This window comes from Flavobacterium azooxidireducens (assembly GCF_023195775.1).
GTDB classification, from domain to species: domain Bacteria; phylum Bacteroidota; class Bacteroidia; order Flavobacteriales; family Flavobacteriaceae; genus Flavobacterium; species Flavobacterium azooxidireducens.
On sequence record NZ_CP096205.1, the window covers coordinates 2,569,716 to 2,588,517 of the forward strand.

Annotated in this window: 11 protein-coding genes; 5 read left to right on the forward strand and 6 right to left on the reverse strand. The window is 34.1% G+C overall.

What is annotated here, in order from left to right; translation table 11 throughout:
- The first annotated feature begins 23 nt into the window (after positions 1-23).
- The 5 genes from M0M57_RS11235 (at position 24) to M0M57_RS11255 (ending at position 11,265) form a co-directional block, all read left to right on the forward strand.
- On the forward strand, positions 24-1,523 hold the full coding sequence (locus tag M0M57_RS11235; RefSeq protein ID WP_248433123.1) for a helix-turn-helix transcriptional regulator: 1,500 nt from the start codon (positions 24-26) through the stop codon (positions 1,521-1,523).
- Between the two features lie 587 nt (positions 1,524-2,110).
- Complete coding sequence (locus M0M57_RS11240; protein ID WP_248433124.1) at positions 2,111-6,898, forward strand: tail fiber domain-containing protein; 4,788 nt, start codon at positions 2,111-2,113, stop codon at positions 6,896-6,898.
- A gap of 216 nt (positions 6,899-7,114) precedes the next feature.
- Positions 7,115-8,359, forward strand: a complete 1,245-nt coding sequence (locus M0M57_RS11245) for a gliding motility-associated C-terminal domain-containing protein (protein ID WP_248433125.1) — start codon at positions 7,115-7,117, stop codon at positions 8,357-8,359.
- A 1-nt stretch (position 8,360) separates the two neighbouring features.
- A complete protein-coding gene (locus tag M0M57_RS11250) occupies positions 8,361-9,290 on the forward strand; it encodes a PorP/SprF family type IX secretion system membrane protein (RefSeq protein WP_248433126.1) in 930 nt (309 codons plus the stop codon).
- Positions 9,291-9,300: 10 nt separating this feature from the next.
- On the forward strand, positions 9,301-11,265 hold the full coding sequence (locus M0M57_RS11255; RefSeq protein ID WP_248433127.1) for an OmpA family protein: 1,965 nt from the start codon (positions 9,301-9,303) through the stop codon (positions 11,263-11,265).
- A gap of 560 nt (positions 11,266-11,825) precedes the next feature.
- On the opposite strand, the gene M0M57_RS11260 is transcribed toward M0M57_RS11255, so the two are convergent.
- The 6 genes from M0M57_RS11260 to M0M57_RS11280 form a co-directional block, all read right to left on the reverse strand.
- Positions 11,826-12,908 carry a Fic family protein gene (locus M0M57_RS11260; RefSeq protein WP_248433128.1) on the reverse strand — a complete coding sequence of 361 codons (1,083 nt, stop codon included), beginning with the start codon at positions 12,906-12,908 and terminating at the stop codon, positions 11,826-11,828.
- A gap of 372 nt (positions 12,909-13,280) precedes the next feature.
- Positions 13,281-16,469 (reverse strand): type I restriction endonuclease subunit R, encoded by a 3,189-nt coding sequence (locus tag M0M57_RS11265; protein ID WP_248433129.1) that lies wholly within the window; start codon positions 16,467-16,469, stop codon positions 13,281-13,283.
- Positions 16,466-16,714 carry a winged helix-turn-helix transcriptional regulator gene (locus tag M0M57_RS16770; RefSeq protein ID WP_407647486.1) on the reverse strand — a complete coding sequence of 83 codons (249 nt, stop codon included), beginning with the start codon at positions 16,712-16,714 and terminating at the stop codon, positions 16,466-16,468. The genes M0M57_RS11265 and M0M57_RS16770 overlap by 4 nt, the downstream gene beginning before the upstream one ends.
- Positions 16,711-16,911 carry an ATP-binding protein gene (locus M0M57_RS11270; protein ID WP_326930626.1) on the reverse strand — a complete coding sequence of 67 codons (201 nt, stop codon included), beginning with the start codon at positions 16,909-16,911 and terminating at the stop codon, positions 16,711-16,713. Before M0M57_RS11270 ends, M0M57_RS16770 begins: the two co-directional genes overlap by 4 nt.
- Positions 16,912-16,961: 50 nt before the next feature.
- A complete protein-coding gene (gene dinD / locus M0M57_RS11275; RefSeq protein WP_248433130.1) occupies positions 16,962-17,813 on the reverse strand; it encodes a DNA damage-inducible protein D in 852 nt (283 codons plus the stop codon).
- 160 nt (positions 17,814-17,973) lie between these two features.
- Positions 17,974-18,789 carry a hypothetical protein gene (locus M0M57_RS11280; protein ID WP_248433131.1) on the reverse strand — a complete coding sequence of 272 codons (816 nt, stop codon included), beginning with the start codon at positions 18,787-18,789 and terminating at the stop codon, positions 17,974-17,976.
- Between the last annotated feature and the right edge of the window lie 13 nt (positions 18,790-18,802).

The window sequence follows — 18,802 nt, forward strand, 5'->3', positions numbered from 1 at the left end:
CCCTCAAAACATTTATGATTTATATGAAAAAAGACAACTTATTCTTACTTCTGTTTTTCTTTAGTGTTTTTGTTTTTTCTCAGCCAAATCAAGAATTTAGCTTAGAAAAAGAAATCGACAAACTTGAATTAGATTTTTATAGGGAAGGTATTGAAAACCTAAAAAACTTAGATAAGAGATCACTATGCCTTTACGAACAAAGTAAAAAAGAAAATTACAAACAAGGTATGATTATTGCTTCAAAAATCTATACAGTTGTAATGTTTAATAGTGGCAATCTTGATGAAGCGTCAAAATTCATAGCAAGTGGCATTGAATTAGCTAAAAATGAGGAGGATTATAAAAGTCTTGCCTCTTTTATGGCGACTAAAGCTAAAATATATAATTATTCTGGTGTAATTGACAAATCAAAAACTACAATTTTTGAAGGTTTAAAAATTGCTGATAAAATTGAAAATAAAGATGACAAACATATTGCCAAAGCAAATCTATATGTTATTTTTATGGCACACGGTGTTCAAGAAAGTTTCCCTAAGGATTCTATATTCTATTTTAGAGGAATGATGCTAAAACAAGCTAAATTGATTTCTAAAGAACATCTCGCTAGAGATATTGTTTTAGCATATGCAGAATTAACTTTTGCACAAGAATATATGTATGGTTTAAATGAAAATCATCAGGTTGCAATTAATCATTTAAAATATGCTGAAGAAATAGCTTTAAGAACAAAAAGCAATACAATCAAAGCTGTGATTTACAAGGATTTAGGAAAGGTTCACAATTTTATTAGTGAATTTGAATTATCTGCTAAGTACTACGAAGAAGCTATTAAATATGCAGAAGCATCAGGAAATAAAATCTTTTTAAACATAATTAATAATGAGTATAGTGAATTGTTATTAAAACTTGGTGAAGAAAAAAAAGCAAATAAACTATTAGTAAATTCTATAAGTAATTCTTTAGAAATTGATAAATCTAAAGGAAAGGCTTTAGAAAATATTCTTAAAAATGAAATTCCAGTAAAAAAAGAAGAAACTAAACATTTCACTACTAAGTATTATTATATCATTATTTTTTCCATTCTTAGTTTTGGAATTTTCTTAGTCTACTATAGAATAATGTCTAAAAAAAGTCAATCTACTAAAGATAAAAATAATTTGGAAATCTTAGATTTAAAAAACGATTACGAAGTAGCAACAAGTAATCCAAATTCGAAAGATATTATATCAATTGACGCTATTTTAGAACTAAAAAGTATAGCTGAAAAAGACAATAAGTTATTTTTAGAAAGGTTTAGAGATGTTTTTTCAGAACACATTAACAAACTAACAAATACATATCCTGATTTAACTTTAAGTGATATTGAAATTTTAGCTTATTTTAGATTGAATTATACTGCTAAAGATATTGCCCGATTTACTAATTCAAGTGTTAGATCTATTGAATCAAAAAAATATAGGCTTAGAAAAAAACTTAATTTAGATAGTGAAGATAATTTATATTCTTGGCTGTTAAATTTTTAATTTTTCTTCTTTCTGCTATCAAAAATCCAGTTTTTCAACTGGATTTTTTTTTGTTTACACTAATTTTCAGAAAATATAATCCCTTTTCTGATACTCATTTCTACTTGCATATTTTTAAAATAAAATATAAAATGTTGATTTGTAGGGCTTTAAAAAAAAATAATGTTGCGAGTAAAATTGCGTATCTCTGTTAATACTACAGAATTATCAATCATTGTAAATTGCTTTGGTTGTTAATAGCCACTAAATTTATATTAAAACCCTAATTTCTATTTTATTTCTTTAAGTGCCTTGCTTGGTTCATTTGTAAAACAAATATTCAGTTACTAAATAACTACAAGCAATTATTTTTTAAGAAAGAGAGGATTTGTGCAAATTATTATGTTGTTCACCTCGATTTTCAATTTATCAGCCCTATCCTAAATTACACTTAAAATAGAAAGAAAATCACATCAAAATTTAAATTTTAAAAACAGAATTGTTAGCATGTTAGCCACGAAATCAGTTCATAATTGAGCATTGTTTCCGTATAATAAAAAGACAATTTAACGAAATTAATATTTTTTAATCAATTTAAAAGTAATCATATGAAAGTTAAAATTACATTATTATTCTTTGTGTTATTGGGTGCAATTTATGATGGTCAGGCTCAGGTTGGAGTCGGGACAGTTATGCCTAATTCTTCTGCACAATTAGATGTTGTCTCAAACGATAAGGGAATATTAATTCCTAGAGTAAGTTTAACAGACAGAATTGACACGTCTACAATTTCTAATGGAAACATCAATAGTCTATTAGTTTTCAACACGGCAACATCAGGTACTTCACCTAATGAAGTTTCTCCGGGTTTTTATTATTGGTATATTTCAGAGTGGGTAAGAGTCCAATCTGAAAATGACATAGCTACATTAATAAATAACAACAACGGAACTTACACTTATACTAGTGAAAATGGAACAGTGACTACAATTAATGTCCTTTCTGATATAATTAATAATTTTCAAACGATTGTAAACGATACAAATGTTTTGAATGAATTAATTCAAATCATTCAAGAAAATGGAGGAAACGTCTATTTTGATGGAAATCAATTTACTTATATAGATGATAATGGCGTAACACAAGTCATCAATATTCAAGATATTGTCCAAGCCAATGAAACGATAACTACCTTAGTAGATAATGGAGATGGAACAATTACCTATGTAAATGAAGCTGGAATTTCAGTAACTGTAAATTTAGCAACTGGACCAGCGGGTGCCGACGGAACAAACGGTTTATCAGCCTACGAAGTTTGGATTAACGAAGGAAACACAGGAACAGAACAAGACTTCCTAAACTCTTTAGTTGGTCCACAAGGTGTCGCAGGAACTAACGGTGTAGACGGAACAAATGGTGTTGATGGAATCAATGGAACAAACGGTTTATCAGCCTACGAAGTTTGGATTAACGAAGGAAACACAGGAACAGAACAAGACTTCTTAAACTCTTTAGTTGGTCCACAAGGTATCGCAGGAACTAACGGTGTAGACGGAACGAATGGTGTAGACGGAACGAATGGTGTTGATGGAATCAATGGAACAAACGGTATCGACGGAATAAACGGAACAAACGGTTTATCAGCCTACGAAGTTTGGATTAACGAAGGAAACACAGGAACAGAACAAGACTTCTTAAACTCTTTAGTTGGTCCACAAGGTATCGCAGGAACAAATGGTGTTGATGGAATCAATGGAACAAATGGTGTTGACGGAATAAACGGAACAAACGGTTTATCAGCCTACGAAGTTTGGATTAACGAAGGAAACACAGGAACAGAACAAGACTTCTTAAACTCTTTAGTTGGACCACAAGGTATCGCAGGAACTAACGGTGTAGACGGAACTAATGGTGTTGATGGAATCAATGGAACCAACGGAGTTGACGGAACTAACGGTTTATCAGCCTACGAAGTTTGGATTAACGAAGGAAACGCAGGAACTGAACAAGACTTCTTAAACTCTTTAGTTGGACCTCAAGGTATCGCAGGAACTAACGGTGTAGACGGAACAAATGGTGTTGATGGAATCAATGGAACAAACGGTATCGACGGAATAAACGGAACAAACGGTTTATCAGCCTACGAAGTTTGGATTAATGAAGGAAACACAGGAACTGAACAAGACTTCTTAAACTCTTTAGTTGGACCTCAAGGTATCGCAGGAACTAACGGTGTAGACGGAACAAATGGTGTTGATGGAATCAATGGAACAAACGGTATCGACGGAATAAACGGAACAAACGGTTTATCAGCCTACGAAGTTTGGATTAACGAAGGAAACACAGGAACAGAACAAGACTTCTTAAACTCTTTAGTTGGACCACAAGGTATCGCAGGAACTAACGGTGTAGACGGAACTAATGGTGTTGATGGAATCAATGGAACCAACGGAGTTGACGGAACTAACGGTTTATCAGCCTACGAAGTTTGGATTAACGAAGGAAACGCAGGAACTGAACAAGACTTCTTAAACTCTTTAGTTGGACCTCAAGGTATCGCAGGAACTAACGGTGTAGACGGAACAAATGGTGTTGATGGAATCAATGGAACAAACGGTATCGACGGAATAAACGGAACAAACGGTTTATCAGCCTACGAAGTTTGGATTAACGAAGGAAACGCAGGAACTGAACAAGACTTCTTAAACTCTTTAGTTGGACCTCAAGGTATCGCAGGAACTAACGGTGTAGACGGAACAAATGGTGTTGATGGAATCAATGGAACAAACGGTATCGACGGAATAAACGGAACAAACGGTTTATCAGCCTACGAAGTTTGGATTAACGAAGGAAACACAGGAACAGAACAAGACTTCTTAAACTCTTTAGTTGGTCCACAAGGTATCGCAGGAACAAATGGTGTTGATGGAATCAATGGAACAAATGGTGTTGACGGAATAAACGGAACAAACGGTTTATCAGCCTACGAAGTTTGGATTAACGAAGGAAACACAGGAACAGAACAAGACTTCTTAAACTCTTTAGTTGGACCACAAGGTATCGCAGGAACTAACGGTGTAGACGGAACTAATGGTGTTGATGGAATCAATGGAACCAACGGAGTTGACGGAACTAACGGTTTATCAGCCTACGAAGTTTGGATTAACGAAGGAAACGCAGGAACGGAACAAGACTTCTTAAACTCTTTAGTTGGACCTCAAGGTATCGCAGGAACTAACGGTGTAGACGGAACAAATGGTGTTGATGGAATCAATGGAACAAACGGTATCGACGGAATAAACGGAACAAACGGTTTATCAGCCTACGAAGTTTGGATTAATGAAGGAAACACAGGAACTGAACAAGACTTCTTAAACTCTTTAGTTGGACCTCAAGGTATCGCAGGAACTAACGGTGTAGACGGAACAAATGGTGTTGATGGAATCAATGGAACAAACGGTATCGACGGAATAAACGGAACAAACGGTTTATCAGCCTACGAAGTTTGGATTAACGAAGGAAACACAGGAACAGAACAAGACTTCTTAAACTCTTTAGTTGGACCACAAGGTATCGCAGGAACTAACGGTGTAGACGGAACTAATGGTGTTGATGGAATCAATGGAACCAACGGAGTTGACGGAACTAACGGTTTATCAGCCTACGAAGTTTGGATTAACGAAGGAAACGCAGGAACTGAACAAGACTTCTTAAACTCTTTAGTTGGACCTCAAGGTATCGCAGGAACTAACGGTGTAGACGGAACGAATGGTGTTGATGGAATCAATGGAACAAATGGTGTTGACGGAATCAACGGAACAAACGGTTTATCAGCCTACGAAGTTTGGATTAACGAAGGAAACACAGGAACAGAACAAGACTTCTTAAACTCTTTAGTTGGACCTCAAGGTATCTCAGGAACTAACGGTACAAACGGAACAAATGGTGTTGACGGAATAAACGGAGCAAACGGTTTATCAGCCTACGAAGTTTGGATTAACGAAGGAAACACAGGAACAGAACAAGACTTCTTAAACTCTTTAGTTGGACCTCAAGGTATCGCAGGAACTAACGGTACAAACGGAACAAATGGTGTTGACGGAATAAACGGAGCAAACGGTTTATCAGCCTACGAAGTTTGGATTAACGAAGGGAATACAGGAACAGAACAAGATTTCTTAAACTCTTTAGTTGGACCTCAAGGTATCGCAGGAACTAACGGTACAAACGGAATCAATGGAACTAACGGAACTAACGGTTTATCAGCATACGAAGTTTGGATTAGTGAAGGTAACACTGGAACTGAGCAAGATTTCTTAGATTCACTAGTTGGACCTGCTGGACCTGCTGGACCTGCCGGACCTGCTGGACCTGTTAGTGATGATTGGAAAGTAATCGGAAATGCAGGAACAACAGCAGGAACTAATTTCTTGGGTACTACAGATGATGTAGATATGGTTTTTAAAAGAAACAATGTGGTTTCTGGGGCATTGAGAACTAACAACACCAGTTTTGGGGTAGGGTCTCTTCCGTTAACATCTACAGGTGTAGGAAATACTGCCTTTGGTGATAATACATTGCCTTCTAATACTTCAGGTAATTTTCTTGTAGCTATTGGAACCTCTACTTTAGCTGCTAATACTACAGGTTTTAGTAATGTAGGGATTGGAGCGTTTTCATTTTTAAGTAACACAACTGGCTTTCAAAGTGTAGCTCTTGGAGTGAATGCTGCAAGGTTTAATACAACAGGTTATAATAATACTTCAGTTGGATATGTGGCATTACGGAACAATACAGAAGGTATTGGTAACACAGCGGTGGGACATTCAAGTTTGAGTGCTACAACTGGTAATAATAATACAGCTATTGGATTATCTAGTGGAGTAAACATTACCACAGGTAGCAACAATACCGCTATCGGTAATGGTGCCAATGTACCTAATGGTACTGCAGACAACCAAGTAAGAATAGGAAATGCTGCTGTGACTTATGCAGGCGTTCAAGTGGCATGGACGGTAACTTCCGATAAAAGATTAAAAAGCAATATCAAAGACTCTGACATAGGATTAGATTTTATTAAACAATTGAGACCCGTTTCTTATATCCGTAAAAATGACGAAAGTAAAAAACTAGAATATGGTTTCATTGCACAAGAAGTGAAAGAGACTTTAAAGAATAATGGTGTTACTAACAGCGGTATCATATCTGAAGCAGATGATTCTACAATGAGCGTTCGTTACAATGACATTATTGCACCTATGGTAAAGGCATTACAGGAGCAACAGAAGTTAATAGAAATGCAAAAAACCGAAATTGAGGCTTTAAAAAAGCAATCACTGGAAGCTATAGAGCGTATGAAACGTTTAGAAGAAATGATTTTAAAACAAAAAAACTAATAGTAACATAACCATACCTCATAACAGACTCAAAATATTTCTGATGCTATTCATATAATTTTAGTTTTCAGATTTAGATGATGTAATAATATCAATCTGATTATAATTTCTTTTAATATAGAAAATGTAGTTGTTGAAATTATGGTTAATACTAATTGTTTGGCTTTTTATAAACCTTGTTTTATAGAAGTGTTCTTTAATTTTTAATATTTGATTATGAAAAATATTTTTAGATTATTTGTTTTGTTTTTCTGTTATAGTATAAACGCACAAACAGTAAATACAGGGGAATTGATAATTACCCCAGGAACAATAATGAGTACGGTTGAAACATTAGATAATCGCCCCACAGGAGATCTAATCAATGATGGTGATTTATATGTTTATAGTCATTACAACAATGATGGCTTAGTCACCTTTACTGCAGGAAGTAATACTGGAATAACCCGTATGCGTGGCTTGGCTGGGTTTCAAAATATCTCAGGAAGCATTCCTATGGAATGGAATAATGGTGAGTTTAATAATACGAATGTTCAGCCTGCTTTTCATCAGTCAAATATAATAAGTATCGCTGGTCAGCTCGATTTTTATCAAGGAATAGTAGATAACGATAACTTTGGAGGATTACTTGTTTTTGAAGATAATGCATACCATGCTAATGTTGATGATGCTAGTCACGTTGATGGTTATGTACAAAAAAATGGTGATGATGCTTTTCAATTTCCCATTGGAGATAGTGAACAGTTTCGTTATGCTTCAATTTCTGCACCTGATGAAGCTACAGATGCTTTTACAGGAAAGTACTTTTGGGAAGATTCAAATCCACTTTACCCACATACCAACAGAGCTGGGGTTATTACCTTAATTGATAATGCCGAATATTGGACAATTGATAGAACAACTGGTAACAGTGATATTTTTTTAACACTAACTTGGGATGAAGACACTACCCCATCAAGCATTTATGCTGCTCCTTATGAAGAAATTCATATCGTACGCTGGGATGCAACACAAAATCTTTGGATTGATGAAGGTGGTGTCGCTGATCCTGCCACTAAAGAAGTAACCACAGTAGTAAATCCGGTATTAGGATTTGGGGTTTTTACACTTGCTAGAGTGAAAGTTGATAATATTTTGCCTTGTGGAGGTAGAGGTTTAGTAATTTATAATGCGGTTTCTCCAAATGGCGATGGTGTAAATGACTATTTCTTTTTAGATGGAATTGATTCTTGTCCTAATAATAAAGTAGAAATATACAATCGTTGGGGAGTTAAAGTATATGAAACTTCATCATACGATTCAAATGGCAACGTATTTAGAGGTTATTCTGAAGGTAGAGTAACAGTTGGTCAAAACGAAAAACTACCTTCAGGAACCTACTTTTATATCTTAAATTTCCTAGATGAAACAGGCGGTTCTAAAACGAAAAAATCAGGATATTTATACCTAAATGATAACTAAAATGATAGTAGTGATAAATAAATTTAAAGTATGTATACTGTTTTTATTATTAACAGTTACAGTCGCTAACGCCCAGCAAGATTCACAGTACACCAATTACATGTACAACACTATTAATGTTAATCCGGCTTATGCGGGAAGTAGAGGCGTAATGAGTTTATTTGGCATGCACAGAAACCAATGGGTAGGTTTAGATGGAGCACCTATGACTAACGTAGCTTCAATAAATACACCTATCAATAACTCTAATGTTGGATTAGGAATATCATTTGTAAACGACCGCATTGGTCCTTCTGATGAAAATGCGATTTCTGTAGACATATCCTACACTATTCCAATATCTGAAACTTATAAATTATCTTTTGGAGTAAAAGGAACTGCCAATTTACTAAATGTTGATTACACCAAACTAAACATATACGACCCTACAGATGTACAATTTCAAAATAATATCGACAATAGATTTTCACCAAATATTGGAGCCGGTGTCTACCTCCATTCAGATAAATTATATGCCGGAATATCGGCTCCAAATTTTTTAGAAACTGAACACTATGATGATAATGCGTTTGCTACAGCTAAAGAAAGAATGCACTACTATTTGATTGGAGGTTATGTTTTTGATTTGAGCCCTTCAATAAAATTCAAACCTGCTTTCTTAACAAAAGTAGTAAGTGGTGCTCCTTTACAATTAGATTTAACAGCAAATTTCATGTTTAATGAAAAGTTTGTTTTAGGAGCTGCCTGGCGTTGGGATGCAGCCGTGAGTGGATTAGCTGGTTTTCAAGTTAATGAAAATTGGATGATTGGTTATGCTTACGATGCAGAAACCACCAAGCTTGCTAACTACAATTCGGGTTCGCACGAAATTTTCTTACGCTATGAGTTCAAAGGCAAAAAAGAAAAAGTTGTTTCACCAAGATTTTTCTAAAAATTAAGACATGAAAACAAAAATTATAATAATTCTTGCATTATTACTCAATGTATTTTCAGTAAATGCACAAGAAGTAAAAATTAAAAAAGCAGACAAAAACTATGAGCAATTTGCTTATGTAGACGCTATTAAAACCTATGAAAAAGTTGCCGAAAAGGGTCATAAATCTGTTGAATTATTTCAAAAATTAGCAAACGCTTATTACTTTCAATCAAAATTGGAAGATGCTAATAAATGGTACACCGAACTTTTTGCAATGAATCAAGAGGTCGAACCGGAGTATTATTTTAGATACGCTCAAACGCTAAAATCGGTGGGTGATTACAAAAAAGCAGACCAAATGATGGAAAAATTCTATCAGAAAAGCGGAAATGATAATCGTACGAAAATTGGTAAAACACAAAAAGATTATTTAGCAGAAATTAAGAAAAATTCAGGCAGATACCAAATCAAAAATGCAGGAATCAATTCAGAATTTTCTGATTACGGAACTGCTTTTTATAAAGATGAATTAGTATTTGCTTCGGCAAGAGATACGGGAAGCATCAGTAGTAAAAAACACAGCTGGACCAATCAATCCTATACTAATTTGTATGGTGCAAAAGTAACCGATAACGGAAACTTTGAGTCACCAAAGAAATTCTCTAAAAGTGTAAGTTCTAAATACCACGAGTCAACACCTGTATTCACTCAAGATGGAAATACCATGTATTTTACCCGAAATAATTTCAATAATGGTAAAAAAGGTAGAGATAGCGAGCGTACTATTTTATTAAAATTATACAAAGCCACAAAAGAAGGCGACAAATGGACCAATGTTACCGAATTACCATTCAATAGTAACGAATATAGTGTAGCACATCCGGCTTTAAGCCCAGATGAAAAAACATTATACTTTGCTTCAAACATGCCGGGAACAATTGGAGGTGATCAATCTGATATTTTCAAAGTGAACATCAACGCTGATGGCAGTTATGGAACACCGGAGAATTTAGGTGATAAAATTAATACTGAAGGTAGAGAAACGTTTCCATATGTTACCGATAACAACGAGTTGTATTTTGCTTCAGATGGACATCCAGGATTAGGTGGATTAGATGTTTTTGTAACACAATTAAAAGATGATGGATCAGTAGGAAGCATAAAAAACGTAGGAGAACCTGTGAATAGTAATATGGATGATTTTGCCTTTTTAATTGACACTAAAACTAAAAACGGTTTTGTCTCTTCCAACAGAAAAGAAGATAATTTAGGCTATGATGATATTTATAAATTCACTGAAATTTTGCCTATTCCAAAAGATTGCGAGCAGCTTTTAACTGGAATTGTAGTGGATGACGATTCACAAGAACCTATTGCTTATGCAAAAGTGATTTTATATGATGCGACAGAAAATAAATTGAAAGAACTAACATCTGATGCAGAGGGAAAATATGACTTTGGAACAGTAGAATGCGATATAAAACTTAAAATTAGAGCTGAAAAACCAACTTATAACACCAATGAAATCTCTGTTAGTATTCCAAAAGAATCTGGAACAACCGATTCTAAAGTAGCTTTAGAGTTAACGGAGAAACCATTACAAATTGGAGATCCTTTAAATGAAGCATTAAATATTGACATTATTTACTTCGATTTAGACAAATCAAACATTCGACCAGATGCGGCTGTAGAATTAGCTAAAGTATTAGAAGTAATGAAAGAATATCCAACTATGAAAATCGATGTTCGTTCGCATACCGATTGTCGTCAAACCGCAAAATACAATGAAGCTTTGTCTGACAGAAGAGCAAAATCAACAATCGCATGGTTGATTAAAAACGGAATTGCAACTGATAGATTAACTGGAAGAGGTTACGGAGAATCGCAATTAGTAAACGATTGTGGTTGTGAACCAACAAATGATTCTCCTTGTTCAGAAGAACAACATCAAAAAAATAGAAGAAGTGAGTTTATCATAAAGAGTTTGTAATTATTTGTTTTAAAGAGTAGCAAAGTTAGTCATTAACATTGTTGTAGGAGTACGATAGTTTTTGACAGTACCTCTTTTAATATTATTGTCCTATTATAAATGCAAAATAGAAAGCCTGATATTTAGGGCTACAAATGAGTTGCAAATTTAATCAAAATAGCACATAATATCCAAAAATGACATAAATGAAAACGATATAAAATATTGATAAATAAGATGTTAAATCGTTTTCTTGGTAGTGTTTTGTTTTCCTACTTCCCAATACAGAGAGTGCGAAGCCAGAAAGTGCGAAGTCAATTATTTAAAGGATTAAAAGGATAGAGGTACAAGCGAGGTACAAATTTATTTTTGAGTGCTAATTTCTGTAAACGCTTTTCAAAGCAAATATAAAAATAATTTCATCGGTTATAATCTCTCTAATGAATTTATTTTTTACTTAATTTTTTGTGAGATTTTATTTTAAGCGAAAAAAATTTAATAGAAAATTTTTAAGTTTTGAGCCGATTAAATCATTTAATCGGCTCATTCTTTTTCCAATCAGGGTAATGTATTTTTAACCTTTATTTCAGTTTATACGAAGTACTTCTTCCAGCACCAATTTGCTCCAATACATTTTTTTTAACCAAGTCTTGCAAATCACGTAGAGCAGTATCAGTAGAAGTTTTGGCAATTTTTGCATATTTGGAAACGTTGAGATTTCCGAAAAAATCATCTAAAAGTAGTTGAAGTATTTTTTGTTGTCGAGCATTAAAAATGGTTTCTTTTTGTGTTTCCCAAAACTGAGCACGAACTATTGTTTTTGCAATAATTTCATCGGTTTGATCCATCGAACGCATTAAACAATCTAAAAACCAAGTTAGCCACGCAGTCACGTCAAGGTCTCCTTTTTGTGTGCGTTCTAAAATGTTATAGTAATTATTTCGTTCCGCTTGAATTTGTGCCGACATAGAATAAAATCGTTGTGGCGTTTTATCTGCTCGTGCCAATAGCATATCCGTAATTGCTCTTGTGATACGACCATTTCCATCATCAAAAGGATGAATGGTTACAAACCATAAGTGTGCAAGCCCAGCTTTGAGAACAGGGTCAAGGTCTAACTCTTGTTCCATCCATTCTAAAAAAACGTTCATTTCATCCGGCACTTTACTAGCATTGGGGGCTTCAAAATGTACAATTTCTTTTCCCATTGCCCCTGAAGTAACCTGAACTATATCATCACGCCAAGCTGCCGTTTTTATTTTATACATTCCACTTCGACCTGTTGGAAACAATGCAGCATGCCAATCAAACAATCGTTCAGCAGTTAATGGAAAATTATATTTTTGCGTGGCATCCAACATCATTTCTACAATTCCTTCTACATCTCGTTCCGCAGGTAATGCACCTGCAATTTCAATTCCTAAACGTCTAGCAATAGAAGAACGTACTTGTTCCGGGTTGAGCAATTCACCTTCTATCTCACTAGATTTTAAAACGTCCAGAGTCAATGCTTTCAACATTGTCTCTTCCTGAATCTGAAATCCTAACGTTTGCATTTGACCCAGTATCTTACCTTGGCGATGTCTTACCGCACCAAGAATAGTACTGATGTTTTCTGCATCCCATCTAAAGGATGGCCAATTTTTTTGTTCGTGGATGTACATAATCAATGCATTTGTGCGGTAAATATAAGTACTTACCACTGCATTAACTAATTTTTGCGGTGATTATTTGTATTAATCACCGCAAAAAAGCAGTGGAAAATAGTAAAATTACCGCTACGGGAATCCGTAAAAGCATTTGTTTTTCCCGAAAACACACTAAATATGTGAAAATTTTTGGATGCGATCAATAACGACAGGCTAGGAAGCAGTTAAAAAATATTCAAAAGAATACTGTGACTGAAGACAGTTTGTGTTCAAACTAAACTATAAAATGACTGTTTTACATTTTACCTGAAAGTTATAACTAAATAAAATTATTCTAATATTTTTTTTAGAAATAGTATTATTAAATTAAATTTATTTGCGTCTAATCTATCGCTGGTACTTCCTATAATTCTCTGCCTGTTCAAAAATTTCTTTATACACTTCATCTCTATCAATTGGAGGATAATCATTATCGGCAAGAAGAATAATTAAATCAACTTTTAGTTCTGCTTTTATATCTTCACGTTTACTCCAGTCTGTATATTTGGTTTTGTCGTCAACGACCCCTTTGACAAGTTTTGCAAGGTGGATTAACTTTTCATCAGGATAAAGGAAGTCATATTTTATCGTTAGCATTTTTAGAATGTCATAAAATGCCTTTTCTTCAATGTCAACACCCAATGCAATGATTGATTCATTTTCTGTTTTCATTGCAAAATACAAATCCATGATTTCATTGGTAAAATCCTCTAAAACGATACTTTGTAAAACATCGTTTTCATCTCGCTCATTGTATTTTTGAACAATGAATTCTAATCGTTTTGAAAAATCTATACTGGCGATTTTATTGACTCTTTTCATTTTATCAATAGCTTGTTGCAATAGCTTTTGCAAAAGTTTAAACTTGGTATGAGGAAGTTTAATTTTATCTAATTTCGCCAAATAATCATCCGAAAACAAATCAATTTCGTTTGCATCGTCTTCGCCTAATTTAAAAATTTCCTGCACACCATCACTTTCAATGGCTTGCTGAATCATGATTCGTACTTTTTCATTCATTTGAGCCGAATCGGGGGCTGTGCCTTTTGTTAGTTTGTAGATGATCGAACGAACAGCCAAATAGAAATGAATTTTGTCTTTTTCATTTTCAGATATTAGTTCACTGCCGGAACATAAATCAAATGCAGCTTTTAAACGCTTGACAATATTCATAAATCGGATTTCTAAATCCTTTGTCAATTGGACATATTCGGCGGCTTTGTTCAATGTTATTAACTGTTCTACTGGAGTACCATTAAAGTATTTTGTGTCATCAAAGCGATGAAATATTTTTGCCAATAAATCCAATTGATTTTTAACGGTATTGGCTGATTGTTCCACTTCTTCGATACTTGTTTCTTGATTGGAATTGTAATGAGCCAATGCAAGATTCATTTGCTTTTTAATACCGATATAATCGACTATTAATCCTTTTTTCTTTTCTTTGAATTTACGGTTAACTCTTGAAATGGTTTGAATTAGATTGTGTCGTTGAATAGGTTTATCAATATATATGGTATCTAAGAAAGGTACATCAAAACCGGTAAGCCACATATCGACAACTATGGCAATTTTAAAATTGGAGTTTTCAAATTTAAACTGTCTGTCTAATTCTTTTCTGTAATCTTTCGTTCCCAGCAAATCGTAAAGTTCTTTTTTATCATCTTTCCCTCTGGTCATTACCATTTTAATTTGCTCAATAGGTAATAATTCTCTTTTCTCTTTTTCGCTTAACAATTCAGGATTTTCGGCTTCTTTAATAACTCCCCAATCCGGACGCAGGGCTAAAATATTTTGATATAATTGATAAGCAATTTCTCGACTGCTGGAAACAAACATCGCTTTTCCTGCAACCGTCGCTTTTTCTGCAATTCTTTTTTCATAATGCATCACAAAATCTTCTGCAATGGCAATTAATCGGGAAGGGTCGCCTAGAATCACATTCATCTGTGACATCGCTTTTTTACTCTCTTCAATTTGATTTTCATTGCTGCCTTCTTCAGCACATTGCTCATAGTAGTTTTCAATTTCTCGAAGTCTTTCCTGATGAAGCATTACTTTTGCAGCACGTCCTTCATAAACTAATGGAACTGTTATCTCATCAGCTACTGATTCTCTCATAGTATAGGAATCTATGATTTCACCAAAAACATCAAGTGTAGCATCAATCGGAGTGCCGGTAAATCCAACGTAAGTTGCATTGGGCAGTGAGTCATGTAAATACTTTGCAAAGCCAAAGGTTTTCTTTATCCCGCTTTCAGAAATTACTACTTTTTGATTAAGATTAGTCTGACTTCGATGAGCTTCGTCAGAAATACAAATCACATTTGTTCTATCGGTTAATAGTTGTGTATCTTCTGTGAATTTATGAATCGTGGTTAAGAAAACACCTCCGCTGTTTCTACCTTGCAGAAGTTCTCTTAATTGGCTTCTACTTTCTACACTAATGATTGTTTCGTCACCTACAAATCCTTTTGCATCAGTAAATTGCCCCGAAAGTTGATCGTCTAAATCGGTTCGGTCTGTAATAAGCACAATGGTTGGACTTGCAAAGTGTTTGCTTTTCATCAGTAACCGAGTTAAAAACAACATAGTGTAACTTTTTCCGCATCCCGTTGTACCAAAATACGTTCCGCCTTTACCATTACCCAGTGGTTTTTGATTGCGTTTGATATTGTCATATAACTTTGTGGCAGCGTAATATTGTGGATAGCGACACAATATTTTTTCATTCTTTTTGGAGCTGTCCGGGATGTAAATAAAATGCTGAATGATTTCACGGATTCTGTTTCGATTAAACATCCCTTGAATCAGCGTAAACATCGAATCGATTCCATCTACGTCATTTGTCATTCCTTCCACTTTTCGCCAAGCATAATAAAACTCATAGGAGGCAAAAAAGGAACCGGATTTTGTATTCACACCATCACTAATAACACAAAAAGCATTGTATTTGAATAATTCAGGAATGTCTTTCTGATATCTAGTAGTTAATTGTTTATAAGCGTCGTAAATGGTAACATTTTCCTGAATAGCCGTTTTAAATTCAAATACCACCAATGGCAACCCATTAATGTAAAAAATCAAATCGGGAATACGCATTTCGTAGCCTTTGATAGCTAATTGATTGACGATTTTATAGGTATTATTATCTTTTTCAGAATAGTCAATTAATTGAATGTAAATATCTTTTTGGTTTCGATCTTCACGTTTAAGCAGAAAACCATCGCTCACCATTTTCATAAATGATTTATTACTTTCGTATAAATCAGAAGCGGGGAGACGGTCTAAATCACGAAGGACGGACTGAATTTCATTCTCTGTGATTTTATCTGAAGCATAATTCGAATTTAAAAAATGGCGAAAATCATCTTCAAGAATTACTTTTTCGGTAGCAATATGACCATAAACCGGTGCCGGTTCCTGAACGCCTTGAAATTCACTTTTACGAATCGCTCCACCTACCGAATGATTAATATCTTCGGCTTTAAGCAAGTCTATAAATGCTCGTTCTAGTTGTGATTCGGTGAATTTCATAGTTTTATCAATATTTTCCAGTAGCCATTTTTTGGGCCAACTCGTTTTATTATTTTATTTACAACTAGTGCTTTTAAATGTTTTTGAATAGCTGATTCTGCAATTCCAAGTGCTTCGGCAATATTCTTTCTTGTGATTTTATTATCTTCAATAACTAATTTCAGAACTTCAATTTGTCTTTCTGTTAATTTAGCTATTGAATCACTTATTTGACCACTTATTTGACCACTTATTTGACCACTTATTTGACCACCTTTTTTGAACTTTCTTTACTATGTAAAGTAACAAGTAAACCACCGTCTAAACTTGCAATTTCAGGTTCAGGTAATCCTGCATTTTTGCAGGCTTCATATATTTTAAGTGTTCCACGACCCCAAGAGTCAATATATCCGGCTTTAAAACAAACATCCGCAATAAGTGGGTTTTTTAAACCAGTTGTAATTTATATTATTTTTTTTTGTAATTCAATTATATTTTAGTTTTTAAATCGGTTTATTTATCTTTTTCATTAAGCTTTTCAGGGTTTTTTAATGCTTTCTTTTCTTCTGTTTGCAATCTTCGTTCTATTTTATTTATGTCTTCTTCTGGATGCAAATTTTCAGGAACGATACCTCTTGAAAGCAAAGTGTTTCTAACAGATTTGTTATTAGTTATATGCTCATTTGAAATTTGATTTTCAGTTTTCATTTTATGCTGTTTTGCATTGAAAATAGTTATTTCCGTAGCAAAATCCTTTGCTTTTAGTAAAATGGTTGGCATGTGGTCTGCTAATGGTTTAGTTTCGGATAAACCCCATTTCACTTTCATTTGTTGCGTTGTCCTATTAAACAAAGCGGTATCGCCTTTACTTCTTATTAATGCAAAATTTTGATTGCCACCTGTTTGTTCAAAAATTACTTGTGATAATTCTTTTTCAGTTGCTCTAAGTTTGTTACGGGCTTGAACACGTTCATATTCCAATATTTTTTGTTCAATTAATTCTGCTTTTCGCGTTTGAATGGCAAAATAACGTTGGGCAAAAGCTATGGTTTCTTTTCGTGGATCTCCATTTTGTGCAATCAGATAACAAGCATATCTTGTAAGCATCAAGTCGAGTATTTCTTTTTCAGCACCTTTGGGCATTTGTATCGTTTTCCCGACATCGGCAAAATGATTATTAATGTCTTCTCCGGATATTTCGCAAGCGGTTTTTGCTTTAGAAATTACGCCTAAAAAATTATCCCATTTGGTGTATTCTAATAAGTGTTGCACATCTCGAGCCAACCAAAATTCTACGCCGTCTTCTGTTTGATTGGCATGCGATTCAAAATTTTGAGTTAAGGTATGGATGATTTCGTGTTTCATTATTCTAATTAATTTCAGTTAGTCATCTTGCCAAGATTGATTTGATTGTATGTTGTAGGATTCAATCCTAATTTTTCTCTAAAATATCAAAATAAGCCTATTCAAATCTATCAATTTGCTCACATATTTAAAAATATTTTTTTATTCTATTTTTTAAACTTTATATCCCCCTAAAATCATCAAAAAATACCCCAAAATATTTTTCATTATTATTACGTTCCAAAGGCAAATCATTTTGCAGGCGTTCAAAATCTTCCATCGTAAGGGGTGAATCATCATATTTTGGTAAACCAATGTATTTTTTATCCACAAAGAAATCAGAAATGTTGCAATAATTATTTGGATGTTCTCTAATGGCTTCTTCTTTCATTTGTTCAAAAGTGGTGGTTTTGAATTTTGCCATTTCAATAAAAATTTCTGCAATATCTTCATAGACAATCATTTCTGAACCACCCAAATTATTAATGTAATCTTGGTGTTCTTTACGCCATTCTTGTAAGTTTTGAATGGATTCTTCTATCGCTTCATAACTAAAAAAACGAGTAAAATTTCGCCAATCGATGAAATCTAAATAATCTATTTCTAAAACGTGCTGATGAATGGAAAACATCACATTAAACGCATCATTTTTGCACAATTCAAAAGTGACACAATCGTTGCTTTCTTCTATTTCTTTGATAAGATATTCATCGCTTTTGAACCATTCTTTTATGTGATGCGAATGTTTTTGCAACAACTCCCGATGCCAATAATAGTAATCAGACAAAAACAACGTTTCGGTTGCGTCCTTAAAAACAACAACTCCTTGCTCTACAAAACTATAATCGCCCGGCCATTGCAAAGCCGGCACTTCTAAATTATTGCAATAACCATAGGCCACCGATGTTTGTAGCTTTTCACTCAATTGCTTAGCTAAAACGGTATGCGATTGTGTGTTGAGCGAATGGTTGGAGAGGATGGCGGTGAGGTTGGACATTTCAATTCTCTTA